The organism is Spirillospora sp. CA-128828, from assembly GCF_050945415.1.
In the GTDB taxonomy this organism is placed as follows: domain Bacteria; phylum Actinomycetota; class Actinomycetes; order Streptosporangiales; family Streptosporangiaceae; genus Spirillospora.
The window spans coordinates 9,284,564-9,306,959 of sequence record NZ_CP191986.1 but is presented as its reverse complement, the minus strand read 5'-3'; the positions used below and the strand labels follow the sequence as shown (position 1 = coordinate 9,306,959).

22 protein-coding genes are annotated in these 22,396 nt (G+C 71.0%); 11 read left to right on the top strand and 11 right to left on the bottom strand.

Going from position 1 to position 22,396, the window contains the following annotated elements; genetic code table 11:
• Positions 1 to 23 precede the first annotated feature (23 nt).
• The gene (locus tag ACQPXG_RS44705) at positions 24 to 1,076 is read left to right on the top strand and encodes an MBL fold metallo-hydrolase (RefSeq protein WP_433465207.1); all 1,053 of its coding nucleotides are present in this window, start codon (positions 24 to 26) and stop codon (positions 1,074 to 1,076) included.
• Positions 1,077 to 1,083: 7 nt separating this feature from the next.
• Here ACQPXG_RS44705 and ACQPXG_RS44700 read toward each other — a convergent pair whose 3' ends face one another.
• On the bottom strand, positions 1,084 to 1,476 hold the full coding sequence (locus ACQPXG_RS44700; protein ID WP_433465206.1) for a cupin domain-containing protein: 393 nt from the start codon (positions 1,474 to 1,476) through the stop codon (positions 1,084 to 1,086).
• A 52-nt stretch (positions 1,477 to 1,528) separates the two neighbouring features.
• Between ACQPXG_RS44700 and ACQPXG_RS44695 the strand changes: the two genes are divergently transcribed.
• A complete protein-coding gene (locus tag ACQPXG_RS44695) occupies positions 1,529 to 2,497 on the top strand; it encodes a helix-turn-helix domain-containing protein (protein WP_433465205.1) in 969 nt (322 codons plus the stop codon).
• A 23-nt stretch (positions 2,498 to 2,520) separates the two neighbouring features.
• Here ACQPXG_RS44695 and ACQPXG_RS44690 read toward each other — a convergent pair whose 3' ends face one another.
• The 8 genes from ACQPXG_RS44690 to ACQPXG_RS44655 all read right to left on the bottom strand — a co-directional run bounded on the left by ACQPXG_RS44690 (position 2,521) and on the right by ACQPXG_RS44655 (position 10,402).
• Positions 2,521 to 3,273, bottom strand: coding sequence for a class I SAM-dependent methyltransferase (locus ACQPXG_RS44690; protein ID WP_433465204.1), 753 nt, complete (start codon positions 3,271 to 3,273; stop codon positions 2,521 to 2,523).
• The gene (locus tag ACQPXG_RS44685; protein ID WP_433465203.1) at positions 3,270 to 3,917 is read right to left on the bottom strand and encodes a GNAT family N-acetyltransferase; all 648 of its coding nucleotides are present in this window, start codon (positions 3,915 to 3,917) and stop codon (positions 3,270 to 3,272) included. Before ACQPXG_RS44685 ends, ACQPXG_RS44690 begins: the two co-directional genes overlap by 4 nt.
• Before the next feature lie 54 nt (positions 3,918 to 3,971).
• A complete protein-coding gene (locus ACQPXG_RS44680; RefSeq protein ID WP_433465202.1) occupies positions 3,972 to 5,561 on the bottom strand; it encodes a serine/threonine-protein kinase in 1,590 nt (529 codons plus the stop codon).
• Positions 5,562 to 5,753: 192 nt separating this feature from the next.
• Positions 5,754 to 6,449 (bottom strand): hypothetical protein, encoded by a 696-nt coding sequence (locus ACQPXG_RS44675; protein WP_433465201.1) that lies wholly within the window; start codon positions 6,447 to 6,449, stop codon positions 5,754 to 5,756.
• An 8-nt stretch (positions 6,450 to 6,457) separates the two neighbouring features.
• Positions 6,458 to 8,197, bottom strand: a complete 1,740-nt coding sequence (locus tag ACQPXG_RS44670; protein ID WP_433465200.1) for a protein kinase domain-containing protein — start codon at positions 8,195 to 8,197, stop codon at positions 6,458 to 6,460.
• A gap of 109 nt (positions 8,198 to 8,306) precedes the next feature.
• Entirely contained in the window at positions 8,307 to 8,594 is a 288-nt protein-coding gene (locus tag ACQPXG_RS44665) for a chorismate mutase (RefSeq protein ID WP_433465199.1), read from the bottom strand.
• 41 nt (positions 8,595 to 8,635) lie between these two features.
• Positions 8,636 to 9,049 (bottom strand): MarR family winged helix-turn-helix transcriptional regulator, encoded by a 414-nt coding sequence (locus tag ACQPXG_RS44660; protein WP_433465198.1) that lies wholly within the window; start codon positions 9,047 to 9,049, stop codon positions 8,636 to 8,638.
• A 45-nt stretch (positions 9,050 to 9,094) separates the two neighbouring features.
• The gene (locus ACQPXG_RS44655; RefSeq protein WP_433465197.1) at positions 9,095 to 10,402 is read right to left on the bottom strand and encodes a GH1 family beta-glucosidase; all 1,308 of its coding nucleotides are present in this window, start codon (positions 10,400 to 10,402) and stop codon (positions 9,095 to 9,097) included.
• 154 nt (positions 10,403 to 10,556) lie between these two features.
• On the opposite strand from ACQPXG_RS44655, the gene ACQPXG_RS44650 reads away from it, so the two are divergent.
• From ACQPXG_RS44650 to ACQPXG_RS44630, 5 genes are all read left to right on the top strand, one after another.
• Positions 10,557 to 11,180, top strand: a complete 624-nt coding sequence (locus ACQPXG_RS44650) for a TetR family transcriptional regulator (protein ID WP_433465196.1) — start codon at positions 10,557 to 10,559, stop codon at positions 11,178 to 11,180.
• A gap of 142 nt (positions 11,181 to 11,322) precedes the next feature.
• The gene (locus ACQPXG_RS44645; protein WP_433465195.1) at positions 11,323 to 11,931 is read left to right on the top strand and encodes a hypothetical protein; all 609 of its coding nucleotides are present in this window, start codon (positions 11,323 to 11,325) and stop codon (positions 11,929 to 11,931) included.
• Between the two features lie 119 nt (positions 11,932 to 12,050).
• On the top strand, positions 12,051 to 13,157 hold the full coding sequence (locus ACQPXG_RS44640; protein WP_433465194.1) for a ferritin-like domain-containing protein: 1,107 nt from the start codon (positions 12,051 to 12,053) through the stop codon (positions 13,155 to 13,157).
• 260 nt (positions 13,158 to 13,417) lie between these two features.
• Entirely contained in the window at positions 13,418 to 14,299 is an 882-nt protein-coding gene (locus tag ACQPXG_RS44635; protein WP_433465193.1) for a hypothetical protein, read from the top strand.
• A gap of 482 nt (positions 14,300 to 14,781) precedes the next feature.
• Positions 14,782 to 15,396, top strand: a complete 615-nt coding sequence (locus ACQPXG_RS44630) for a septal ring lytic transglycosylase RlpA family protein (protein WP_433465192.1) — start codon at positions 14,782 to 14,784, stop codon at positions 15,394 to 15,396.
• 54 nt (positions 15,397 to 15,450) lie between these two features.
• Here ACQPXG_RS44630 and ACQPXG_RS44625 read toward each other — a convergent pair whose 3' ends face one another.
• A complete protein-coding gene (locus ACQPXG_RS44625; RefSeq protein ID WP_433465191.1) occupies positions 15,451 to 16,479 on the bottom strand; it encodes a hypothetical protein in 1,029 nt (342 codons plus the stop codon).
• Between the two features lie 342 nt (positions 16,480 to 16,821).
• On the opposite strand from ACQPXG_RS44625, the gene ACQPXG_RS44620 reads away from it, so the two are divergent.
• The gene (locus tag ACQPXG_RS44620; RefSeq protein WP_433465190.1) at positions 16,822 to 17,184 is read left to right on the top strand and encodes a YkvA family protein; all 363 of its coding nucleotides are present in this window, start codon (positions 16,822 to 16,824) and stop codon (positions 17,182 to 17,184) included.
• 42 nt (positions 17,185 to 17,226) lie between these two features.
• Here the strand turns inward: ACQPXG_RS44620 and ACQPXG_RS44615 are convergent, their stop codons facing one another.
• Positions 17,227 to 17,973, bottom strand: coding sequence for an IclR family transcriptional regulator (locus ACQPXG_RS44615; protein ID WP_433465189.1), 747 nt, complete (start codon positions 17,971 to 17,973; stop codon positions 17,227 to 17,229).
• A gap of 1,636 nt (positions 17,974 to 19,609) precedes the next feature.
• Here ACQPXG_RS44615 and ACQPXG_RS44610 point away from each other — a divergent pair.
• The 3 genes from ACQPXG_RS44610 to ACQPXG_RS44600 all read left to right on the top strand — a co-directional run bounded on the left by ACQPXG_RS44610 (position 19,610) and on the right by ACQPXG_RS44600 (position 22,361).
• On the top strand, positions 19,610 to 19,909 hold the full coding sequence (locus tag ACQPXG_RS44610) for a hypothetical protein (RefSeq protein WP_433465188.1): 300 nt from the start codon (positions 19,610 to 19,612) through the stop codon (positions 19,907 to 19,909).
• 157 nt (positions 19,910 to 20,066) lie between these two features.
• The gene (locus ACQPXG_RS44605) at positions 20,067 to 20,306 is read left to right on the top strand and encodes a zf-TFIIB domain-containing protein (protein WP_433465187.1); all 240 of its coding nucleotides are present in this window, start codon (positions 20,067 to 20,069) and stop codon (positions 20,304 to 20,306) included.
• A gap of 258 nt (positions 20,307 to 20,564) precedes the next feature.
• Positions 20,565 to 22,361, top strand: a complete 1,797-nt coding sequence (locus ACQPXG_RS44600; protein ID WP_433465186.1) for a fatty acyl-AMP ligase — start codon at positions 20,565 to 20,567, stop codon at positions 22,359 to 22,361.
• Positions 22,362 to 22,396 lie beyond the last annotated feature (35 nt).

The following is a 22,396-nucleotide window of genomic DNA, read 5'->3' as shown; positions in this document are numbered from 1 at the left end:
GAGGCGGGCGTTAGGCTGCCGATATGTGTGACACGGCTGACGGGGAGGCGCAGGCGTCGATGCCGCGCCCGGCACCTGGGGCGGCGGTCGATCCCGTCGCGCTGGAGCCGGTGGACGAGGTCGAGATCGTCACCCTGGTGGACAACGTCTACGACGCCCTGCTGGGCGACGACGAGCGCACCCGCCGGGCCGGGTTCGGCGCCGGGGTGGTGACGGCGCCGCAGTTCGAGGAGGGCCGCACCTTCGCCGGGATGATCGCCGAGCACGGGTTCTCCGCGCTGGTCACGGTGCGTCGCGCGGGCCGTTCCGCCACGCTGCTGTTCGACACCGGCCTGTCGCCCGACGCGATGGTCACCAACGCCGCGAGGCTGGGGATCGACCTCGGCGACATCCAGGGCGTCGTGCTCAGCCACGGCCACTTCGATCACGCCGGAGGGCTGTCCGGCCTGGCGGGCCGGCGCGGCGTCCGGTCGCTGCCGATGGTGCTGCACCCGCTGGTGTGGACCAGGCGCAGGCTCGCGGTCCCCGGCCGAGAGGTGGAGGAACTGCCGACGCTCAGCAGGCGGGCGCTGGACGGGGAGGGCTTCGAGGTCATCGAGCGCCGCGAGCCCTCGCTCCTGCTGGACGGCAGCGTTCTGATCACCGGCGAGGTGGACCGCACCACGGAGTTCGAGCACGGCATGCCGCCCCCGCACCAGGCGTGGACCGGGTCCGGATGGGAGCACGACCCGCTCGTGCTCGACGACCAGGCGCTCGTCGTGAACGTCCGGGGCCGGGGCCTGGTCGTGCTGACCGGCTGCGGTCACTCGGGTGCGGTCAACATCGTCCGGCACGCGCGGCGGCTGACGGGAGTGGACCGGCTGCACGCGCTCGTCGGCGGGTTCCATCTGGGCGGCCCGGCCTTCGAACCGGTCATTCCGCCCACCGTCGCCGCCCTGACCGAGCTCGCGCCGAGCCTCGTCGTCCCGGGGCACTGCACGGGCTGGCGCGCCCAGCACGCCCTGGCCGCCACCCTGCCCGACGCCTGGGTGCAGGGCAGCAGCGGCACCGCCTACCGGCTGACCGCCGCGGCGTAGAGACCGGTCAGCCCAGGGCGTGGCCGGTGGTGGCGTCGATGTGGGACGGCACCGCCTCGTGCCGGTCGCCCACGCTCAGCGTGCCGGCCGGCTCGAACATCAGGATGGACGCGCCGGTGGGCGAGGACGGCCTGTGCTCGGTCCCCCGCGGGACGACGAACACCGATCCCGCGGGCAGCGTGACCGTCCGCTCCCCTCCGGAGTCGCGCAGGGCGATGGACAACTCGCCGTCGATCACCAGGAAGAACTCGTCGGTGTCGTCGTGGGCGTGCCACACGTGGTCGCCCTCGACCTTGGCGATCCGGACGTCGTAGTCGTTCACCCGGGTGACGACCCGCGGGCTCCACAGCGCGGTGAAGGAGGCCAGCGCGTCGCGCAGTTCGATCGGTTCGTCGCTCATGGCCCTACCCTGCCGTTCCGCCGCACGGCCTGGTCAGTGCTAGGAATTGCATATGTCGCAAGGATCCTCGCACCGGGTGGTGATGATCGTCGACACCGGCTCGAACCCGTTCGAGCTCGGGGTGGCGACCGAGCTGTTCGGCCTGCGCCGTCCCGAGCTGGGCCGGAGGTGGTACGACTTCGCGCTCTGCGCGGCGGGCGGCCGCGCGGACATGCACGCCGGGTTCTTCACCATGTCCGGCGTCGCCGGCCTGGACGCGGTCGACCGCGCGGACACCGTGATCGTGCCCAACCGTCCCGACCCGGAGGCCGGCCCGGCGCCGGCCGTCCTGGCGGCGGTGGAGCGCGCGGCCGGACGCGGCGCCCGGCTGGTCGGGCTCTGCACCGGCGCGTTCACCCTGGCCGCCGCGGGCGTCCTCGACGGGCGCCGGGCCACCACGCACTGGCGCTGGGCCGAGCGGTTCCGGTCATGCTTCCCGGAGGTGACGCTCGAACCGGACGTCCTCTTCGTGGACGACGGCGACGTGCTGACGTCCGCCGGCAGCGCGGCCGCCCTCGACCTCGGCCTGCACCTCATCCGCCGCGACCACGGCGCCGAGATCGCGAATGCGGTGAGCCGGCGCCTGGTGTTCGCCGTCCACCGGGAGGGCGGGCAGCGGCAGTTCATCGAGCGTCCCGTGCCCGACGTCCCGGACGCGTCGCTGGCGCCTCTCCTCGGCTGGGCGCGGGAGCGGCTGGACCGGCCGCTGAGCGTCGCCGGCCTGGCGTCCCGCGCGGCCGTCAGCCCCGCGACCCTGCACCGGCGCTTCCAGGCCGAACTCGGCACCACCCCGCTCGCCTGGCTCACCGCCGAGCGCGTGGCGGTGGCCTGCGCCCTCCTCGAACGAGGCGAGCCCAGGCTGGACGTGGTCGCCCGGGCCAGCGGCCTCGGCACCACGGCCAACCTCCGCACCCAGTTGCGGCGCCGGACGGGCCTCAGCCCCTCCGCCTACCGGGCACGGTTCGCCCGCGCCTCCGGCTGACCCGCCGGGTCGGGGGCGTCATGTCATGACGGTTTGCGGGCCTCGATCAGGGTGCGGGCCGAGTGGGCGACGAAGGGGCCGTCGCGCCGGATCCGGTCGTGCAGTTCGCGCAGGCGGGAGCGGTGGGCGTCCACCGTGAAGCCGGGCACTATCCAGATCACCTTGCGCAGGAAGTAGACGACCGCGCCGATGTCGGAGAACTCCATGCGGAGGCGTTCGGAGCGCAGGTCCGCGATGTCCAGGCCTGCGGCCCGGGCGTCGGCGCTCTCGGCGTCGGGGCGGCGTTTCCGGCGGGCCTCGGGTTGCGGGCCGAGGAAGTACTCGGTCAGCTCGAAAACGCTCGCTGGGCCGACGTGCTGGGCGAAATAGGTGCCGCCCGGGGCGAGGACGCGGGCGATCTCCGTCCAATGGACGGTGGCGGGATGGCGGCTGATGACCAGGTCGAACGCCTCGTCGGCGAAGGGGAGCGGCGGTTCGTCGGGGTCGGCGACGACGACGGCTCCCCGGGGGTGGAGGAGGCGGGCGGCCTTCTCGATGTTCGGCGGCCAGGATTCCGTGGCCGCCATCGTGGGCGGGAATTCGGCCGCCCCTGCGAGCACCTCCCCGCCACCGGTCTGGATGTCGAGGGCCGCCCAGGCCCGGGCGAGCCGTTCGCTCATCAGGCGCTGGTATCCCCAGGAGGGGCGCTGTTCGGTCGCGCGGCCGTCCAGCCAGGAGAAGTCCCAGCCGGCGACGGGCGCGGACTCGGCCTCGGCGACCAGTTCCTCGAACGTCATCCCTGGATTCCGAACATGGGAAGGCACGGGGAGAGCCCTTCGATCGTGACGGGGACGGTGCGGTGGCGTTCCCAGTCGGCCCGGGTGAGGCGCAGCCGGCGTTCGACGGTCATGGCCCCGCGGACGACGTGGCGGTACACGCCGTTGGGCTGATAGCCGAGCTTGCGTGAGACCGCATGCGAGGCGTGGCTCTCCTCGAACGCGGCGGAGAGGGCCTCATCGGCGCCGAGGCCGGTGAACGCGAGGTGGAGGGCGGCGGCTCGCATTTCGGTGCCGATCCCCCGCCCCTGGTGGCGGAGGCCGAGCCAGGAACCGGTGTCGACCTGGCGGAGGACGGCGAAATCGCGCGCCCTCACCGTCTGCTGGCCGGCGACCTCGCCGGCGTGGAGCACGGTCAGGTCGAGTTCCCAGTCGTCCGGTGTCCATTGTGCGAGCGTCTGCCAATGATGCTGGACGACGCCCCGGGCGACCTCGGCGGCCGGACGGTCCGTCCACGGCACCGCGAACGGCATCGTGCCGGGAGTGTGGATTCCCTCGGCGGCGGCGTCGGCCAGGGCGGCGAGTTCCTCGGGCGCGGGCAGCCGCAGTTCGAGCCGGGGTGTCGTCAGCCGTAGGCCGAGCAGCGGGAAATGGTCGACCAGCATCCCCTCACCATGGCGTCTCCGGCGGCGTGCGGCATCTTGTTTTCCGTGCCCCGGTCAGCCGTTGCCGCCCCAGTACGGGCCGCCGTATCGCATGAGGACCGCCTCGATCTCTTTGCGAGAGCCCTTGAGCCGGTGGACGGGCACGACGATGATCCAGCCCGTCTTCCTTTCCAGGTAGCAGAGCGGTGTGCGCGGCCCTCGGGGAGACGGATAGCCGGTACCGGCCGCGGGGGACACGCAGACCGACCACCCGGCGGGCGAATCCGCGCGGCGCATCACCACGCGGGCGATCCCGTGCCACGGGTAACGGACGCGCCGGCCACCGTACTGAACCTGGACGCCGTTCCGGCTGACTTCCAGTTCGCACGGTCTCAGCAGTTGCTTGACGAGCGGGACGATCCACAGCGCCGGGACTCGGGCGAGCCAGAAGGCGATCGCAAAGAGGCTCGCATGGACGAGCGCGACCATGGGGCTGCCGCTCAAGTCCCCTGAGTTGGTCGCACTGACCACAACGAGCAGGCCGAGGCCGAGCCCGAGCAAAAGGCGAAGGGAATGCCCCACGAGCGCGAGTGCCACGGGTGCGATGTTGCCTTTGAACAGCACGGGGGGCAGTTGGTGGGGGATGGGCGGATCGGGCTGCCCTACCGTGCCGGGACCCAGCGGTTCCGGTGAAACGGCCGTCCACCCAGAGGTTCCGGATCCGGGGCCGGTTCCAGGGCCGGTTCCAGGGCCGGTTCCAGGGCCGGTTCCACCGGTTCCGGAGATGGGGCCGGGCCCGGGAATGGTACCGGTTCCGGGAACGGGATACCGGGTCAGCATGTCTTGGACGGGTTGCGGAAGCCAAGCGCTGTTCTGCCCGGCCGTGGCCAGAGTTTCCAGCAGTTCCGCCGGTTTCGGCCGTGCCGCGGGATCCTTCGCGAGACAGCCCGCCGCGATCTCGTGCAGCGGGGCGGGCAGGCCGTCCAGCACGGGCTCCTTGTGGACCACACGGTAGGTCAGCGCATCCGACGGCCCTTCGCCGAAAGGCCGGACCCCCATGACGAATGCGAGGACGGCGCCGAGGGCGAACACGTCGCAGGCCGGGGTGACCGAACCGTCCGAGATCAGCTCGGGCGCCATGAAACCGGGTGTTCCGGCGTGGGTGGTGACACCGGAGGCGTCGACGGCGCGGGCGATGCCGAAATCGATGACGCGCGGGCCGTCGGCGGCGACCAGGACGTTGGAGGGTTTGAGGTCGCGATGCACGACGCCGACCTGGTGAATGGCCTCCAGTGCCTCCGCCAGTCCGGCCCCCAGCACGAGGGCCGACTTCAACGGAAACGGTCCGTGCTCGGCGATCGCGGAGGCGAGCGACGGCCCGGGAACATATGCCGTGACCAGCCACGGGATATCCGCGTCCGGATCCGCGTCCACGACGGGCGCGGTGTGGAAACCGCCGACCTGGCGTGCCGCCTCCACCTCGCGTTTGAAACGCCGCCGGAACTCGGCGTCGGCGGCGAATCCCGCGTGCACCAGTTTGACGGCCACCGGCCGGCCGCCGGGGGACGAGCCGAGGAACACCTGCCCCATTCCGCCCGCACCCAGCCGGGCCGACAGCGCGTAGCGGCCGACCGTACGAGGATCCCCAGGTCGCAGTTCGTCCACGGCAGCGCCTCGTCTTCCGTTGTTCGGTTCTCCGCCCGCACAGACCAGATGATCTCTAGATTCAATCGGACGGGTACGACACGCGGTAGGTCACAGGACGCAGAAACGCCGCCCGTTCACGGGCGGTTTCCCGGCCGCCGGGATTGCCTCCTGAAAGGGCGCGGGAACCGGTTGCTTTACGGGCCGGCCGGATCAACGCGTGCCGGGGCCGGTCAGCCGGGAATCGATTTCGCAGAGCAGTTTCAATGCCGCCTCGTCGTCCGTCCGGGCGAAGGCGGCGCCGACCGCCTCGGCCGCCGCGCCGCCGGTCAGCCAGTCGACGACCTGGCGGTACGGGCGGGACGAGACGTCCCAGAACGCGTTGCTCAGCCGCGGACGGCCGCGCGGCCAGGACAGGCCCTGCACGACGAACTCGTGCAGTTGCCTTATGGACGGCTCGGACGGCAGCCGCCCCCATTCGTCGAGGTAGCCAGGTATGTCGGCCTCCGCGGCGGCCAAAGCGCAGATGGCCGTGTCCACAGAGGGACGCGACGGGAAACTCTCCAGAGTCCGCGTCCAGAACTCGGCGAAGAATGCGGCGATGGCGTCGCGCTGCCCCCAGGACGTCCATCCCGCCTGGCCGAACTTGGCGAAGACGATCTCCACGTCCGGCCAGCCGAAGGCGTCCGCGGCGGCGAGTTCCAGGAGACGCGGCGCGAAGTAGCGGAGGTCCTCCGGGCCGCCCCAGGTGTTCAGCACCTTGGCCGCGTACCGGGACAACTCGTCGGCGCTGAGGTCGCGCGGAAGGCGCCGAAGCAATGCACACCCCTCGGCGGGGTCGACGCAGCACGGGCATCCGTCCACCGAGGAGGGGCGCGGGACGTGCGCGAACGCCGCGTACAGGTCCATGGCGGCGCCTAACGGGCAGTGGTGCGGAACTCAGTGATGGTGAGCTTCTGCTTGGGCTCGCCGTCAGTGGAGCCGTTCTCCACGCCTCCCTTGGCAACGGTGTCCACGATGTCCATGCCGGACGTGACCCGTCCGAAGACCGTGTAGGTGGAGTCCAGGACCTTCGTGTCCCCGTAGAGGATGAAGAACTGGCTGCCGTTCGTGTTCGGGCCCGCGTTGGCCATGGCCACGGTCCCCCGGGTGTAGCGCGCGGAGCTCAGGCTCTCGTCGGCGAACTGGTAGGCGGGGCCGCCCCTCCCGGTCCCGCTCGGATCGCCGCACTGGACGACCTTGAGCGTCGAGTCCGTCGTGAGCCGGTGGCAGGAGGTGCGGTCGTAGAACTTCCGGCCCGCCAGGTAGGCCAGAGAGTTCACCGTGCACGGCGCCTTTCCGGCGTCGAGGGACACGTCGAGGACCCCGAGGTTGGTCTTGATGGTGGCCTGGGACGGGCTCGGCGTCGGCGGCGTGGGCGGCGGCGTCCCGACGTCCTTGACGGTCTCGCTGGTCGAGGGCACGTATCGGCAGGGACCGGAGGCCGTCGACTGCGCGACCGGAGTGCCGCCCCCGTCGCGGCCCTTGTCGCCCGCGTTCTTCTCGCCGCTGTTCACGAGCAGGGCCGCGGTGACGAGCGCGCCGGCCAGCAGAAGGGCGCCCGCGGCGGCGCCGACGATCAGCAGGGGGCGGCCGTTCCGTCCGCGGTCCGGTGGACCGCCCGGGTACGGGAACCCCGGCGAAGGCGGCACGCCGGGAGGAAACGCGCCGGGTGGAAACGTGCCGGGCGCGGTGCCGTGCGGTACGACGGGAACCGTCCCGGCCTCGGGCGGTGTCCATGCCCCGGGCACTGGTGCGGGCAGTGCTCGTGCGGCGGCGGACGTGCCCTCCGCGAGCAGGTTCGCGTTGGGGCCCAGGCCGAGCAGCCGCTGGAGTACCTGGAGCGCGGTCGGGCGTCCCGCCGGGTCCTTGGCGAGGCATGACGCGACGAGCGCGCGGAGGTCCCCGGTGAGCGCGCCCAGCTCCGGCTCCCCGTACAGGACCCGCTGCATGATGGCCGGCACCGTGTCGTTGCCGAACGGCGGCACGCCGTTGGCGGCGAACGCCATCGTGCAACCCCACGCGAACATGTCCAGCGGCGCGCCGCCGGGCGCGCCGGCGATCTGTTCCGGCGCCATGTAGGCAGGGGTGCCGACGGCTCCGGTCAGCGTCGCGGACGTCGCCTCGAGCGGCCGCGCGACCCCGAAGTCGATCACTTTCGGCCCGTCCGGGCCGAGCAGCACGTTGGCCGGTTTGAAGTCGCGGTGCACGACGTCCGCCTCGTGGATCGCGGCGAGCGCGGTGGCGGTGCCGATGGCGAGCCTGACCAGTTCCGCGGGGGAGGCGACGCCGTTCCCGGTGATCTGGTCACGCAGCGACGGCCCGTCGATGTACTCGCTGACGATGTACGGCGTGTCGCCGTCGGCCTCCGCCGCGAGGACGCGGGCGGTGCAGAACGGGGCGACGCGCCTGGCCGCGGACAGTTCGCGTTCGAAGAGGGTGCGGGCTCTGTCGTCCCGTCCGACGTCGGCGTGCAGGAGCTTCGCCGCGACCCGCTGCCCGGTGTCGGACTCGCCCAGGAAGACGATGCCCTGGGCGCCCTCGCCGATCCGGGCCGTCAGCCGGAACCCGCCGAGCTCGGGGGGATCGGTGGCGCGCAGCGGACGGGTCTCCGGCATTCAGAACCTCCACGACGATGCGGAGAAAGCAGACTATCCGCGCCCGCCGGGCGCCCCTCCGGGACGCGCCGGGCGCGCGACCCGGCCGATGCGGGGGGCTGAGCGGGTTTCATGAACCGCCCGCGTGCTCCTTGAGTTCCAGGTCGATGAAGGCGCCGATCATCGCCCGCCACACCGTCTCGGCGACGCCGGGTGCGAGCCCGGTCGCCGCGGCCCGGCGGCGGGCGAGCGCGACGACCCGCTCCACCCGGTCGGGCGCGCGGACGTCCTGCTCGTCGGCCTTGAAGGCGGCGGCCGTCTTCACGAGCCCCTGCCGTTCGGCCAGCAATCGGACCAGCCGCTCATCGATCTCGTCGATCCGTGCCCGTACATCCGCGAGCGATTCCGGGGTTTCCATGCGCCCAAGCATGCCGGTCATCCGACGCGAGGGCGGTCCGGTCACGGGGAGGCGCCCACGCGCAGCAGCAGGTTCAGGAGTGCGGCCCGTTCGCCTTCGGAGAGCGGGGAGAACAGCTCGGTCAGGACCTCGTCGGCGATGTGCTGCCCAGCTTCGAGGATCTTCTCGCCGGCGGGTGTCAGGCGGTGTTCCCTGCTGCGCCGGAGGCCGGGGCGCCGGTCGATGAGACCTTGGGCGGCCAGTCGTCCGGCGAGCGCCCCGAACGCCTGCTCGCTCTGGAACGTCTCCGCGGCGAGCGCCCGGGCGGACGCTCCAGGGGCGCGGCTGATCGCGCGCAACGCGTCCCACTGCGCGAGCGTCGTGCCGGCGCCGGCGAGCCTGCTGTCGAGCGCGCGGTGCTGCCGGTAACGGGCCTGTCTGACCGCTCGTGCGAGAACCTGCACTTCAACGGGCATGCCACAAGAATAGAAGCGGTCGCGCGTCGTGCTCGGGAGCGACGCCTACACCGGGTTTCTGGACGACGCTATGAGATCGCGGTACCAGCCGTAGGACTTCTTCGGCGTGCGCTTCTGCGTCTCGTAGTCGACGTGGACGAGGCCGAACCGCGGGTGGTAGCCCTCCGACCATTCGAAGTTGTCCAGGAGCGACCAGGTGAAGTAGCCGCGGATGTCGACGCCCTCGTCGATGGCCGTGCGCATGGCCTTGATGTGGGCGTCCAGGAACTCGATGCGGGACGAGTCGTCCACGACGCCGTCCGGGCCGGCCTCGTCGGCGAACGAGCATCCGTTCTCGGTGATGTAGAGCGGCGGCAGGTCGTAGCGGGAGTCGAGCGTCCGGAGCAGGGACAGCAGGGCGTCCGGGACGATCGGCCAGCCCATCCCGGTCGTCGGGTACTCGGTGATGTCCACGATGTCGAAGGGGAGCGGCCCCTCCGCCGGAGTCGTCAGCCGTGTCGGGTTGTAGTAGTTCACGCCGAGGAAGTCGATGGGCGAGGCGATGACCGGCAGGTCCTCGGGACGCACGAACGGCGCGTCCCCCATGAGGTCCGGGTAGCGGCCGAGCAGGACGGGGTCGGTGAACAGCCGGTTCATGAACGCGTCGAAGGCGTCCGCGGCCGGCTGGTCGCCGGGGGACGCGGCCCAGGCCGGGGAGTAGTGGTTCGTCAGGCCGACCTGGCGGGCACCGCGGCTGCGCAGGGCGTTGACGGCGAGGCCGTGGCCGAGGAGCTGGTGGTGCGCGGTGGGAAGCGCGTCGAGCAGGAGCGCCTGGCCAGGGGCGTAGACGCCGAACGCGTAGCCGTAGGCCATGACGACCACGGGCTCGTTCAGGGTTATCCACATTTCCACGCGGTCCGCGAGCCGCTCGGCGGCCAGGTAGGAGAATTCGGCGAACCGGTAGGCGGTGTCGCGTTCCATCCAGCCGCCGGCGTCTTCGAGCGGTTGCGGGAGGTCCCAGTGGTAGAGGGTGGCGGCGGGGGTGATGCCGGCGTCGAGCAGCCCGTCCACCAGACGGTCGTAGAAGTCGAGGCCCTTCGGGTTCACCGGGCCGTTCCCGGACGGCTGTACGCGCGGCCACGCGATCGAGAACCGGTACGCGTCGACGCCGAGGCCGGCCATCAGAGCGACGTCCTCCGGCCAGCGGTGATAGTGATCACAGGCGATGTCGCCGGTGTGGCCGTCCCGGACGCGCCCGGGCGTGTGGGAGAAGACGTCCCAGGTGGACGGTCCCCGCCCGTCCTCCTTGACGGCGCCCTCGATCTGGTAGGCGGCGGTGGCGACGCCCCAGCGGAAGCCTTCCGGAAGCCCCATCGCGGTTCCCCTCCCCGGCATGCCCTGCAGGAATGCGAATAGCCTTCGGATATTAGTGCCGGGGTGGTGCGCGCGGAAGACTCCCATGACTCCGGGGTGGTGAACGGCGTGCTGAGCATGCCCGGCACGGGCCTGTTCGGGGGACAATGGCGGGGTGACCGACATCCGTACCCCGCTCCGCCGCCGTCCCGCCCAGCGCCGCAGTGCCGAACGCGTGCAGCGGATGCTCGACGCCTGCGCGGACATTCTGGACGAGGACGGCTACGACGGCCTCACCACCACGCGCATCGCCCAGCGCGCGGAGGTGGCGATCGGTTCGGTGTACCAGTTCTTCCCCGACAAGCGCGCGGTCGCGCAGGCGCTCGCGCTGCGCAACCTGGAGGAGTTCGGCGACCGGATCTCGGCCCGGCTCGCCGAGGGCGGGTTCGGCGACTGGTCCGACACGGTCGGCGCGATCATCGAGATCTTCGTGGAGATGCACCGGACCGTCCCCGGCTTCAAGGTGCTGCGCTTCGGCGACGTCGCCGACGTCAACCTGCTCGACTCCGACGCCGACAACAACGCGGTGGTCGCCGACCGGCTCCGCACGATGATCGTGGAGACGTTCGGCGTCCAGGACACCCCCGGCCTCGCCACCGCCCTGGCCATCTCGGTCGAGGCCGGCGACGCCGTCCTGAAGATGGCGTTCCGCCGCAGCCCGGAGGGCGATCCCGAGATCGTCGCCGAGGCCGAGCGCCTGATCCACGGCTACCTGGCCGCGCACATTCAGGAGTCCTGAGGCGGAACCCGTCCCGCACCGCGCGCTTCCCTGGCCGCGCGCCGGCCCGCCGGTGACCCGTTCCCGGCCGACGGCCTGCGGGAAACGGCGGATGACGGGGGTTCGCTGTGGCAGACTCCCTCCGCAAACCGACACAGAACGGGTGAGTTCGCTGGACGAAGAGAGACTCCAGGCGCAGCACAGGCTGCTGATCCGGCAGCGGGTGCGCCTGATGGTGAACCAGTACGAGGTGCACGCCGAGGGGCCGGGCGGCCAGGAGGGCGAGCTGCTCGCCTTCGCACAGCAGAAGCGGCTGGCGTTCAAGGAGCAGGTCACCCTGTACTCGGACGACTCCAAGACGCGTCCGATCCTCGGGTTCAAGGCGCGCAAGCGCATCGACCTCGCGTCGGCCTATGACATCACGGACGCGCACGGGCAGCCGATCGGCATGTTCCGCAAGGACTTCAAGAAGTCGCTGCTCGCCTCGACCTGGCATCTGGAGCAGCCGGGCCTCGGCGTGACGACGGGCAGCGAGCGCAACAAGTTCGTGGCGGTGCTGCGGCGGATCTGGCAGTTCATCCCTTACGTGGAGAACCTGCCGTTCGCCTGGCCGTACCACTTCGACTTCCATGCCGGCGACCAGGTGGTCTTCTCCGTCGAGAAGAAGTTCGGGTTCCGCGACCGCTACGTCGTCGAGATCAACGACCCGCGCCTCGACCGCCGCCTGGTCGTCGCCCAAGCCGTCGGCTTGGACGCCCTCCAGTCCCGCTAGGCGGGTTCCGGCGTCTCTCTGGTCTCGGCGCGCTTTACATGTTACGAAGGTATGTAAAGCCGTGGGCGGAGCACATCCGCGTCGCGATCGCGCGGCGTCACCCCTGGAGGAGGATCCCCGTGAGTTCCTACGACCTCTACTCCACGCCGGTCCCGACCGAGACGTGGAACGTACCGATGGCGGGCGACACCCGCTTCACCTGGGAGTACGACGACGGACGCGACCGGCTGCTGAGCCTGTACCAGAAGGGCAAGGACAAGCAGTGGGACGCGCAGAAGCGCATCGACTGGGACATTGACGTCGATCCGATCAACGTCGCCGGCCTGCCGGACAACTTCAACCCGCTGTTCGGGTCCGACATCTGGGAGAAGATGTCGCAGAAGGAGCGGGACGAGTTCGGCCGGCACCAGGGCTCGTGGCTGTTCAGCCAGTTCCTGCACGGCGAGCAGGGTGCGCTGAACGTGTCGGCGCGCATCGTCCAGTCCGTCCCGGACCTGGACTCGAAGTTCTACGCCGCCACCCAGACCATGGACGAGGCGCGGCACGTCGAGCTGTACACGAAGTTCGTGCACGAGAAGATCGGCATGTACTACCCGATCAACCAGGACCTGGCGAAGCTGCTCGCCGAGTCCCTGGAGGACAGCCGCTGGGACCTGCCGTACCTCGGCATGCAGGTCCTCATCGAGGGGCTCGCCCTCGCCGCGTTCGGGCTCTACCGCGACATGTCGACGAACCCGCTGGTCAAGCAGCTGCTCGCGTACGTCATGCAGGACGAGGCGCGGCACGTCGCGTTCGGGCGGCTCGCGCTCAAGGACTACTACGCCGAGCTCACCGACAAGGAGCGGGCCGAGCGCGAGGAGTTCGTCGTCGAGGGCTGCTACCTGATGCGCGACCGTTTCAAGGGACGCGAGATCTTCGAGCAGCTCGACATGCCGGTCGACAAGTGCATGGAATTCGTCGACAACTCCGACATGTACACCCTCTATCAGTCCCTGCTGTTCAGCCGGATCGTTCCCTGCGTCCGGGACGTGGGGCTCTGGGGTGACAAGGTACAGGCCGCCTACCAGGACATGGGCGTCCTCGACAACGCCAAGGCCGACCTCGAGGCCCTGATGAAGCAGGACGAGGACATCGCCGAGAAGGTCGACGAGGAGCGCTACGCGGCCGAGCTCGCCGCCCGCCAGAAGGAGGTCGACCAGGCCATCTCCCTCGGCTCGGCCGAGTAACCGCGGGCCAGGTCAGGCGGGGGCGTCCTTCGGGGCGCCCCCGCTTCATGCTTTGTCGGACCTTGTCGCAATTTCCCTTTCCGGGCGGTCGCCGCCTTCACGTAGATCTTTATTGTCTTCGGTGATTGATTCTCGAATTGGCGGCGCGTGCGGTACCGGCGTGTACTAACGTCCCCGCTCGACGGTGCGCCGGATGAGCATGCCGCGCGGGCGCACAATCACACGCGCAGGGTCAATCCCAAAAACCCCGGGGGGAAAGAATGAATCGATCCGCCAAAAGCCTGCTGAGCCTTTCCGTCCTCGCTCCGGTCGTCGCGGCGCTCGCCGTGGCGGCCGCACCGGCGAACGCGGTGCCGGGCCCGTCCACCTCGCTCCTCTACGACACCACCGCGGCCGCCGCCCCTGTCACGAGGACGCTCCCGGCCCGCGTCACCGGCACGGCCGGCCAGACCGTCGAGACGGGCACCGGCGTCGTCGACGGCGTCATCCGCAAGGTCCCGGCGTCCTCCGCCGGGCATGGCCTTCCGGCGGCGTCCAAGCTCCGCGCCGAGCGCGCCGGGTGCAAGCTGAACCCGGACACGCGGCTGCCGGCCGTCGGCAAGGCCCCGATCGGCGGCCTTCCGAAGGGCGACTGCCTCGGCGTGACACGGCGCCTCGACAGCGACCCGGGGTCGGTGCTGCCCGTCCGGCCCGGCAAGGCCGGCGGGGCGCTGCTGGGGCACGCCGGCAAGGTCGGCAAGGCGGTGCCCGGCGGCAAGATCGGCCAGCTCACCGGGGCGCGGCCGGGCCTCCCGGTCGCCCGCCGGGCGGAGATGCCGGTGAGCATGGCCCTCCCGGGCCCGACCGGCGGGCTGCCGAACGTCCCGTCCCCGCTCGGCGGTGGCCCCCTCGGGCTGCCGGTCGGCTCGCTCGTCCCGGCGACCGGACGGTACGCCGCTCCGGAGCCGTCCCGCGACGTGCTCGGCCAGGCCAACGTCACCGTGAACAAGGTCGGTGCCGGGCTCGGCAAGACCGGGGACGGGGTGGGCAGCGTCGTGGACGTGCTGAAGGCCAAGAACCGCCTCGCCAGGTCGGCGGACGGCCCGCTGTCCATGCCCGGCGCCCCCGGGCTCGGCCTCCCGGCGCTGCCGGGTATCGGCTGACACGGGGTCTCTCGTCCCACGTCACGGGGCGTTCCGGCGGAAGCGGTCTTCCACCGGAACGCCCCGTTCCGTTTGGTCGTGAGCATTTGTTATCTGCCCGAGATACGCGTTCTATGGCAGGTAAAGACGATCTTGAAAAGCGGTCACCCAGCGAAGTTGATCAGCTTCGCACGGCAAAGGCTCGGGTGACAAAGCCCACAAACCAGGGCCCTGCGGCTTGATTCACGCGGATCACAACGTACGGTCAAGGACTTGTGCGGCATCTGAGAGATCGAAAAGTGAAGATGCCTTTCCAGCCGCACCTGCCGGACGCCGGACCGCGACGACGCGGGCGCGCCTGAGAGAGCGGCGCGGAGGCGGGCTGAGAAGCCCGCGGGCGGCGGGGGATTCGGGGACGACCGACGTCGCCCGACCGCGCCGCGAGAACGGCGGTATGCCACGCCGGGCGTCCGGGGTCCTGTCCCCTAACAAAGGACTCCTCTGTGGGTAGCCCTGTCAGGCGTCTTCTTCGCGTACGCCTACGAACCATCCTGATCGTCTCCGGCGCCGCCGTCGCCGTCCTGGCAGTGGGCGCGTTCGCCCTGGCGGGCGCGGACGGACCCGCGAAATCGGCGCGGGCGGCGCAGTCCACGCCGCAGACCCCCGACCCGCTGGCGGACCGGCCGGACGGCGACCCGCGGGTGAGCCGGGGCAAGCCCCGCTCACCGGAGCCGTCGCCTTCGAAGACCCCCGGAAAGAAGCCGGCGAAGCCCGACGCGACCGCCGCGCAGGTGGCGAAGCCCGCTAAGAAGAAGCAGTACAAGGTCGTGAAGTCGGGTTCCTGCCAGGCCTCCTACTACTCGGAGGGGCAGATGACCGCCAGCGGTGAGCCGTTCGATCCCAGCGAGCTGACGGCGGCGCACAAGACGCTGCCGATGGGCTCGAAGGTCCGCGTGACCAACAAGAACAACGGCCGTTCGGTCATCGTCCGCATCAACGACCGCGGCCCGTACGCGGGCGGACGCTGCCTGGACCTGTCCAGGGCCGCCATGGAGAAGGTCGGCGGCACCGGCGCGGGCATCATCCCCGTCCGGTACGAGGTGCTGTCCCGCCGCTGATCCCCGCGGTTCCCTCACCCGCCCGGCGGGCGCCGGAGCGTGCCCGCCGGGCGATCAGGACCGGTGGCCGACGCCGGCGCCCGTCCGCGGCGGGGCGGTTTCCTGCCCGCCCGGCGACCAGGACCCGTGCCGCGTGTCCACCGGCTGGGTGACGCCCGCCTCGGAATGCGGGACGCCGGCCGGGTCGGCGGTTTCCCGTGGAACATCCACGGGTTGCGTGGCGCCGGCAGCGGCCTCCGCGCGCGTGTCCCGGGGTGCCTGATCGGCGAGGTGGTCGCGGAACCAGTCGGTGAGGACGCCGTCCACCCGGACCGCCTCGGTGATCGGCGGGCGGGGCTCGGTGCCCGGTTCGGCGGCCAGCGCGTGGCCCATGCGGAACGTGGCGGACTCCACCGAGCCACCGTGCCTGCGCAGCTGGTCGCGGAGCGCCGTGATCTCCCGGGTGGGGACGACACGGTCCTTGGCCCCGCCGATGAGCAGGGCCGGGACGTGCCGTCCGGCGATGTCCGCGGCGTGGGAGCCGAGGTCGAGCCGTTCGGCCAGCGCGAGGGCCTGGTCCGTCCAGGCGCGTTCGCGGCCGGACCGCTTCTCCACCGCGCGTGCGGCCCGCGACGGCGCGACGACGGGCGCCACGAGCGCGACCGTGCTCACCGGCACGGCACCCTGTGCCACGGCCAGCAGCGCGGCGGCTCCGCCGGCGCTGAAGCCGGCCAGCCCGACCGGCCCGTCCGGGATCGAGAGGTCGCGGCGGATCTCCGCGAGCGCGTCCGGTAGCCGCCGGGCGGCGTTCTCCACGGCCACGCAGTACGCCTCGATGTTCTCGGTTTCCAGGATCGCGCCCGAGCCGAGACCGCCGGGCGAGCGTCCGGGCAGGTCGAGGTAGACGCGCCACACCGGCACGCCCGTCATCGGGATCGCCGCCGCGAGCGCGGTCGCGGTGCGGGGCGGGTCGAACCCTGGCCAGGCCACGATCAGCCGGGTCGGGCCGGACGCGGACGCGTCGACCGCGGTCGGCGGCAGCGCGACGTACGCGTCGCCTGCTGCGGTGCCATGGACGGGGCGGTTCGTATGCTCGCCGCTCATATCGATACGTCAGCTCCTGCGATGCTCGACGGGCCATGCCGGTCGGTGCCGGGGGAGGCGGCGCTCCTCCCGAACGTCCCATGCTTCCAGCGAACACCGGGCAACACGCCGTGAATCGCCGCACGTTGCCCAGGAGAGTGATGAAGAACTCACTTGTGGTAACCCAGATCGCACGTTAAGGGAAGGAAGCCTCGGCGATCATTCCGGCGCCGGTTCGGGCGCCGCGGCTGTGACACGGGCCTCATGCCCGGTTCGAGGGAACAAATCCGACACCCGTCACGTCCTAGACATACGTGGGCGCCGCGGGGGCGCGCCCTCACGACATCTGGATGAGGAGTACTGGTGGACAGGAAGCGCAGTGCGGCCGCCGCCGGGCAGGCTTGGCAGATCTACCGCGAGACGCTGGAGCCCGAAGCCCCCGGGCTCTGGGAGCGTATTCGCGCCGTTCCCCGGATGCTCAAGTCGGTCCTCCGCGGGCAGTACAAGGGCATGTCCTTCGGGACGCTCGGACTGCTCGCCCTAGGCCTCGTCTACATCATCTCCCCGATCGACGCCATCCCCGACGTGATCCCCATCGCGGGCCTCGCCGACGACACCGGACTCGCCTTCTGGCTTGCCGCCGTCCTCGTCAAGTCCGCGGGCGACTTCGTCACCTGGGAGCGCGGCGGACGCCCCACCGTCATCGTCGGCGAACCGGTCGACTAGACCTCCCGCCAAGGGCGAGACCACCCTGTGGTCTCGCCCTTTTCATGTCGTCGGGCCCAGTTCCTTGGCGAAGCGCTCCGCTGCGTCCCGCATGATGGGGACGACGTTGGGAACGGCCTCGTGCGTCATGCGTCCAGACGGACCCGAGACGGAAATCGCCGTCAGCGTCGGCGCGCCTTGCAGCGCCACCGCGACGCAGCGGACACCGATCTCCTGCTCCTCGTCGTCCAGCGCGTAACCCTGTTGGCGAATCTTCCCGAGTTCTTTCAGCAACGCCTCTGGGTCGGTGATGGTCTTGGGTGTGTGCGCGTCCATACCCGTCCGGGCGAGGATCTCCCTGACGCGGTGGTCGGACAGTTGCGACAGGAGCGCCTTCCCCACGCCCGTGCAATGGGGCTGGACGCGCCGTCCCACCTCGGTGAACATGCGCATCGAGTGCTTGGACGGCGCCTGCGCGACGTACACGGCCTCGTCGCCTTCGAGGACGGCCATGTTGGCCGTCTCGCCGACCTCGTCCACCAGCCGGGCCAGCACCGGACGCGCCCATGTGCCCAGCAGGCGGCTCGCGCCCTCGCCGAGTCTGATGAGCCGCGGCCCCAAGGCGTAGCGCTTGGACGGCTCCTGACGCACGTAGCCCTGGTTCACCAGCGTCCGCATGAGCCGGTAGATCGTCGGCATCGGCAGCCCGGAGACCTCCGTCAGCTCCGACAGCGCCATCTCGCCCCCCGCGTCCGCCAGATGCTCCAGCAGATCGAACGCACGCTCCAGCGACCGAACGGCCTCCGCCACCCCGTGTCTCCTCTCCCCTGCAACCCACCCGATTCTACGGAGAATTGATTTCGCTATGCGAAAGACAGCGAGTTGCCAGAGTGATGCACGTTACTCGCGTGGATGACCTGGCAATAACTGTCTGTGCCCGGCGCCACGTCGCCGCCCCCTGGCAGCCGTAAGGAAACGCTAGGGGGATCGAGTGCGAGAGGGGCGCCGAAGAAGACGCTGGGGCGCGACCGCGGCGAGTGGTGCGCTGGCCGTGCCGCTGATGGTGACGAGCCCAGCCGCCCAAGCCGTACCGGACGGACACCCGTCGGCGGTCCGCTTACTCATGGACACGGCGACCCACGGTGCCACGACCCTCGGACAGGACTACGCACTCGCGTACACGGTCCGTCTGCGGGCCCAAGGCGGCGTCGCGCATCAGGTCGCGTTGCGCCTCACTGCCGAGCGTCCACTCTCTTGGACGAACCACTCACCGGAGTGCTCAGAAACCGAAACCCGCCGCGAACTGCGCTGCGCCCTAGGCGACGTCAGTGCGGACCCCCGTGCGCGGACGGGCACTGTACGCATCCCTGCGTCGATGGTGTCGGGACCGTCCGCGAGACCCTTGGCCATCGTCGCCGTGGCGGACGCCTCCAATGCCCCCGGCCGGTCGACCCGAGCGGTGTTCGACTTCTCCGGAACCGCCCCGGACCCCCGCAAGGACCACCCTGCCGCTACACCCCGGCCCTCCGGGGCCGAACCCGGCAAGCACCCCAGCGTCCAAGGCCGCCCCGCCCCCCGGCCGTCCGGTCCGAAGCCGAGCCCGAGCGGCAAACCCACCGGCTGCGCAGGAAACACGGGGGCGCCGTGTCCTGCGGTCCAGCCATCTGGAGAGAAGCCGACCGCAGGCCCCCAGCCGGGCGGGGCGGGCAAGCCCAGGTCGTCTGGGGTTAGGCCGAGCCCGGGTGGTTGTCATGGGCCTTGCTCCAGCGGAACGCCGGAAGCGAGCACCCAGCCCAGCGTGAGCGGCAAACCCACCGGCTGCGCAGGAACCAATGGCGGGTGTCCTGCGGTCCAGCCGTCCGGGGGGAAGCCGACCGCAGGCCCCCAGCCGGGCGGGGGCGGCAAGCCCAGGTCGTCTGGCGTGAGGCCGAGCCCCGGGGGTTGTTCTGGGCCTTGCCCGAGCGGAAAGCCGGGAGGGCCCACTCAGCCTGGCGGGGGCGGCGAACCCACCGACTGCGCAGGAACCAATGGCGGGTGTCCTGCCGTCCAGCCGTCCGGGGGGAAGCCGACCGCAGGCCCCCAGCCGGGCGGGGCCGGCAAGCCCAGGTCGTCTGGGGTTAGGCCGAGCCCGGGTGGTTGTCATGGGCCTTGCTCCAGCGGAACGCCGGGAGGGGGCACTCAGTCAGGCGGGGGCGGTAAACCCAACGACTGCGGAGGAAACAGGGGCGGGCCGTGTCCTGCGGTCCAGCCGTCTGAGGGAAAGCCGAGCGCGGGTTCCCAGCCAGGTGGTGGTAGCGCGTCTTCGCACTGTGCGCCCGGGTGGTCGTGTTCGCCGGTTCCGTGGTCCGGCGGTGGGACGCCGCGAGGGGACGGCCCGGCGCCCTGCGATGGTGCGGGCTGCCCGGATGAGGCCGCTCCGGGCGATGGAGTGCCCAGCGTCCCCGAAATGCCGGACGCGCCGGAGCCGTCGATGCCCGCGCCGTCGGTTCCGGGGCCGGACGCGGTGGTGCTGCCGCCGTTGACCGCTCCGTCGCAGACGCAGGCAGCCGGTGGGGAGAGCCAGATGACCCTGATGTCCCCGGCCGGGATGGAAGAAGGGGACGAGACGGACTGGGCGGCCGTCGTCGGCGTGGCGCTCGTGGCCGAGATCGGGTTGCTGTGGGCCGCCGCGTGCATCGCGCTGTGGCGGCGCCGGATCGCGCTCGGCCGCGCCAGGTCCGGCACGCCCGAGGACTGGACGGGGTGACGTCGGCGCAGGGGCCGGGACGACGCGAACGGTGGTGTGCCGGTTCCGGACAACCGAATCGGCGGTTGAGTGTCCCGGTACCACCCCAAATGGGGTCCGGTGTCAGTAAGCTGACCGCCTGGCGGTAAACACTGTCGTGACGGACAGGGGATCCGGTATGTCAGACGCGACGCTGCAGTGCCCGAAGTGCGAGTCGAAGCTCGACACCCATGAACGCCGCGGGGTCGTGATCGAGGAATGTCCGGGGTGCAAGGGCGTGTTTCTCGATCGCGGCGAGTTGGAACAGCTGATCGACGCCGAGAGTCGTTACCTGGCGGAGCTTCCGGACGAGGTGAACCCCGAGACGACCTATCAGGGACGGCATCGCCGGGGCATCGTGCAACAGATCTTCTCGTAGCCCCGGGCACGGTCGGTGACCAGCCGGATCCCCAGATGTAAAGGGGAAATTCCTCTTGTCACGGCGGTGACAAACAGCGCTTTGGCGAATGTGACCGCGAGCTAATATCGCGCACTGACTACCATCCGGTAGCTTGACGATCATCGCTGGTCGCCAGGGGCGTCCGGACACGGTCGTCCGGCAGGCGCGGCGCACCTCGGCCGGCGGCGTCACCCCCTCACGGCGCCGCACCCGGCCCGGCTCCTCGGGAGATGATCAATGGCTTTGGGCTCGCTGCTTCCCGAACTCCTGCCCGGCGGCTCCGGCCGGACTCCGCTGATCGAGCGGATCGCGAGGTGGGCGAGGGAGAAGCCGGACGCCCCGGCCTTCACCTTCGTCGACTACTCGGCGGACCCGTCCGGCGCGCACCGCACGCTGAGCTGGGCCGAGGCGGACCGGCGCGCCCGGGCCACCGCCGTGACGCTCCGGCAGGTCACCGGGCCCGGGGAGCGGGCCGCGCTGCTGCTGCCGCAGACGCTCGAATACATGATGACCATGCTCGGCGCCCTGTACTCGCACGTCATCGCGGTGCCGCTGTTCTCGCCGGACCTGCCCGGGCACGCTGACCGGCTGATCGGCGCCTACGCCGACGCCGAACCCGCGGTGATCGTCACGACGCGGAACGCGCTGCCGCACGTGGAGAAGTTCCTCGCCGACCACGACGTCCCGCGGCCGAAGGAGGTCGTGTTCGCCGAGGAGATCGACCTATCCCTGGCGGACCGGTGGGAGGACGAGCCGATCGCCTTCGACGACGTCGCCTACCTGCAGTACACGTCGGGGTCGACGCGCCGCCCGGCCGGAGTGGAGATCACCCACGGGAACGTGACGGCGAACGCCGCGCAGTTGTGGGCCGGGTGGGCGCCCGAGAAGCCGGATCCCGAACTGGTGAGCTGGCTGCCGCTGTTCCACGACATGGGCCTGATCGCGACGATGGCGCTGCCGCTGGTGCGCGGCGACCACGCGATCTACACCGATCCCGTCTCGTTCATCATGAACCCGATGCGGTGGCTTCAGCTGATCGCGGAGCGCCCGGGCAAGAACGTGTACACCGCGGGGCCGAACTTCGCCTACGAGTACGTCGCGTCCATGGCCTCACCGGAGAAGGTCGCCGGCCTGGACCTGTCCGGGCTGACGACGTGCCTGAACGGGGCCGAGCCGATCCGGACGGCGACGCTGTCCACCTTCGCGGACGCGCTCGCCCCGGCCGGGCTGCGGCCGGGCGCGCAGGCCCCGGGATACGGACTGGCCGAGGCGACGGTGTTCGTCACCGCGGCGGCGGAGGACGTCCCGCCGAAGGTCATCTCCGTCGACCGGGACGCGCTCGCCCAGGGCGACCTGCGGCTCCGCGACAAGGACGGCGAGGGGACCAGCGCCCTGGTGTCGTGCGGGCGCCCGTCCGGGCAGATCGTCGCGATCGTCGACCCCGAGACGTGCGCCGAGCAGCCGGACGGGAGGGTCGGCGAGATCTGGGTGCACGGCCCCAATACGGCACTCGGCTACTGGCGCAACTCCGAGCGCAGCCAGGACACGTTCGGCGGCGAACTGTCCGAGCCTGGGGAGTTGCCGTCCGGACCTTGGATGAAGTCCGGTGACTACGGTGTCGTCCACGGCGGCGAGTTGTACGTCACGGGCCGCATCAAGGATCTCGTCATCGTGGACGGCCGCAACCACTATCCGCAGGACATCGAGGTCACCACCCAGGAGGCGCACCCGGCGATCCGTCCCGAATACGTTGCCGCCTTCGCGCTCACGGGGGAGGAGACCGAGCGCCTGGTCGTGGTCGCCGAACGCAACCGTCGTGTTCCTCTCGGACGTCTGGACGTGGACGAGGTGGAGTCGGCCGTGCGTGGAGCCATCAACGTCGAGCACGAGATGAGCGTCCACGACTTCGTCTTGATCGAACCGGGTGGCGTCTCCCGGACGTCCAGCGGAAAGATCGCACGCGCGGCGACTCGGCAGCGCTATCTGGACGGGGACCTGGCAACGACCACGGCCCGCCTGGCGTCTCGTAAGTGACCACGGAAGAGCGGTCACCGGGAGCAAGGGAGCTC

What these genes read in the sequence shown, in the direction of transcription:
- ACQPXG_RS44605 (WP_433465187.1), top strand. Translation starts at nt 20,067, where the DNA reads ATGTCAGACGCGACGCTGCAGTGCCCGAAGTGCGAGTCGAAGCTCGAC.
- ACQPXG_RS44635 (WP_433465193.1), top strand. Translation starts at nt 13,418, where the DNA reads ATGAATCGATCCGCCAAAAGCCTGCTGAGCCTTTCCGTCCTCGCTCCG.
- ACQPXG_RS44700 (WP_433465206.1), bottom strand. Translation starts at nt 1,476, where the DNA reads ATGAGCGACGAACCGATCGAACTGCGCGACGCGCTGGCCTCCTTCACC.
- ACQPXG_RS44625 (WP_433465191.1), bottom strand. Translation starts at nt 16,479, where the DNA reads ATGAGCGGCGAGCATACGAACCGCCCCGTCCATGGCACCGCAGCAGGC.
- ACQPXG_RS44705 (WP_433465207.1), top strand. Translation starts at nt 24, where the DNA reads ATGTGTGACACGGCTGACGGGGAGGCGCAGGCGTCGATGCCGCGCCCG.
- ACQPXG_RS44695 (WP_433465205.1), top strand. Translation starts at nt 1,529, where the DNA reads ATGTCGCAAGGATCCTCGCACCGGGTGGTGATGATCGTCGACACCGGC.
- ACQPXG_RS44655 (WP_433465197.1), bottom strand. Translation starts at nt 10,402, where the DNA reads ATGGGGCTTCCGGAAGGCTTCCGCTGGGGCGTCGCCACCGCCGCCTAC.
- ACQPXG_RS44610 (WP_433465188.1), top strand. Translation starts at nt 19,610, where the DNA reads ATGCCGGACGCGCCGGAGCCGTCGATGCCCGCGCCGTCGGTTCCGGGG.
- ACQPXG_RS44665 (WP_433465199.1), bottom strand. Translation starts at nt 8,594, where the DNA reads ATGGAAACCCCGGAATCGCTCGCGGATGTACGGGCACGGATCGACGAG.
- ACQPXG_RS44660 (WP_433465198.1), bottom strand. Translation starts at nt 9,049, where the DNA reads ATGCCCGTTGAAGTGCAGGTTCTCGCACGAGCGGTCAGACAGGCCCGT.
- ACQPXG_RS44675 (WP_433465201.1), bottom strand. Translation starts at nt 6,449, where the DNA reads ATGGACCTGTACGCGGCGTTCGCGCACGTCCCGCGCCCCTCCTCGGTG.
- ACQPXG_RS44600 (WP_433465186.1), top strand. Translation starts at nt 20,565, where the DNA reads ATGGCTTTGGGCTCGCTGCTTCCCGAACTCCTGCCCGGCGGCTCCGGC.
- ACQPXG_RS44690 (WP_433465204.1), bottom strand. Translation starts at nt 3,273, where the DNA reads ATGACGTTCGAGGAACTGGTCGCCGAGGCCGAGTCCGCGCCCGTCGCC.
- ACQPXG_RS44685 (WP_433465203.1), bottom strand. Translation starts at nt 3,917, where the DNA reads ATGCTGGTCGACCATTTCCCGCTGCTCGGCCTACGGCTGACGACACCC.
- ACQPXG_RS44670 (WP_433465200.1), bottom strand. Translation starts at nt 8,197, where the DNA reads ATGCCGGAGACCCGTCCGCTGCGCGCCACCGATCCCCCCGAGCTCGGC.